The organism is Micromonospora sp. D75 (assembly GCF_018070405.1).
GTDB classification, from domain to species: domain Bacteria; phylum Actinomycetota; class Actinomycetes; order Mycobacteriales; family Micromonosporaceae; genus Micromonospora; species Micromonospora chalcea.
The window spans coordinates 1-1,493 of sequence record NZ_JAGPXV010000949.1; the positions used below are offsets into that span (position 1 = coordinate 1).

1 protein-coding gene and 1 pseudogene are annotated in these 1,493 nt (G+C 74.8%); both read right to left on the minus strand.

The window, feature by feature from the left end; all coding sequences use genetic code 11:
- Window positions 1-278 (minus strand): annotated as a pseudogene (locus KBX39_RS30980) (hypothetical protein); the annotation flags it as partial.
- A gap of 2 nt (window positions 279-280) precedes the next feature.
- Window positions 281-1,493 (minus strand): sigma 54-interacting transcriptional regulator (locus tag KBX39_RS30985; protein WP_210873949.1); only part of this gene is annotated, 1,213 nt, incomplete at its 5' end.

The window sequence follows — 1,493 nt, forward strand, 5'->3', positions numbered from 1 at the left end:
TGGTCGAGCAGCGCCCGGGCCCGGGTTACGGCGCCGTCCAAGTCGCCGCGGCGCAGCGCCTCCCGGCGCAGGCGGCGGGCGCGGGCGGCCAGGTCGTCCAGGCCGCCCCGCCCCTGCGGGCCGCGCCGCAGCAGCTCACGCAGCGACTCGCGCAGGCTGCCGCCGGCGAGCACGTCCGAGCCGACCGCGTCCACCGCGGCGCGCACGTCGTACGGCGGGGCGAGCGGGTCGGGTCCGCCGCGCCACTGCCCGTACCGGAAGCGGTTGCCGCCGGCCATTGTCAGTCCCGGTCCCCGTAGACGGTGCGCCCCGATTCGGTGACGTCCTTGCCGAGCCGGCGGGTCAGGTGCAGCCCTTCCAGCACGAACTCGATGCCGGCGGCGGCCTCCTCCGGGCTGGGCGCGTCGCCGAGCCCGAGCCGGTCGAGCACCTTGGCCAGCCCCGGTACGGTGCCGACCTGGCGCAGCAGCTCGGCCGAGGAGACCAGTTCCCCGGTCTCCACGGCGCCGCCCTCGGCGACGATCGCGGTGAAGCCGGACAGGTCGAGCCCGGCCAGGCGGGCGCGGAACGTCTCGGCGGTGGCGGTACGCAGCAGGTGCGCGAGCACCTCGATCTCGCGTCCCTCCTCGCCGCTCTCGAACTCGACCTTGCCGCGCAGCGTGGAGGTGACCGACACGGTGTCGCCGATCCGGGCCACCGGCGCCTCCGGCCGGGGCGCCGACCCGGCCCCGCCACCCGAGGCAGCAGAGGCACCGGCCAGCAGACCGGACCGACGCAACGCGGCGGCGGCCACCGTCTCCGCGGCGGCGATGGCGAACCGGGCGGACACACCCGAGCGCGGGTCCACCGACGGGGACTCCCGCACGTCGCGGGCGAACCGGGCCAGCACCTCCAGCACGTGTTCCGGCACGACGGCGACCAGGTCGGCCTCCTGCCGGATCAGCGACAGCTCCAGGTCGAGGTCGAGCGGGTAGTGGGTACGGATCTCCGCGCCGAACCGGTCCTTGAGCGGCGTGATGATCCGGCCCCGGTTGGTGTAGTCCTCCGGGTTGGCGCTGGCCACCAGCAGCAGGTCCAGCGGCAGCCGCAGCTGGTAGCCACGGACCTGGATGTCGCGCTCCTCCAGCACGTTGAGCAGCGCCACCTGGATGCGTTCGGCCAGGTCGGGCAGCTCGTTGACGGCGAAGACGCCCCGGTTGGTACGCGGTACGAGCCCGAAGTGGATGGTCTCCGGGTCGCCGAGCGTGCGCCCCTGGGCGAGCCGGATCGGGTCGACGTCGCCGATCAGGTCGCCGACGCTGGTGTCCGGCGTGGCGAGCTTCTCGCCGTACCGCATCGAGCGGTGCAGCCAGCCGATCGGCAGGTCGTCGCCGGCCGAGTCGACCAGCGCCCGGGAGGCGGGGGTGATCGGGTGCATCGGGTGCTCGTTGAGCACCGAGCCGGGAATCACCGGGGTCCACTCGTCCAGCAGCGCGCCGAGCGAGCGGATCCGG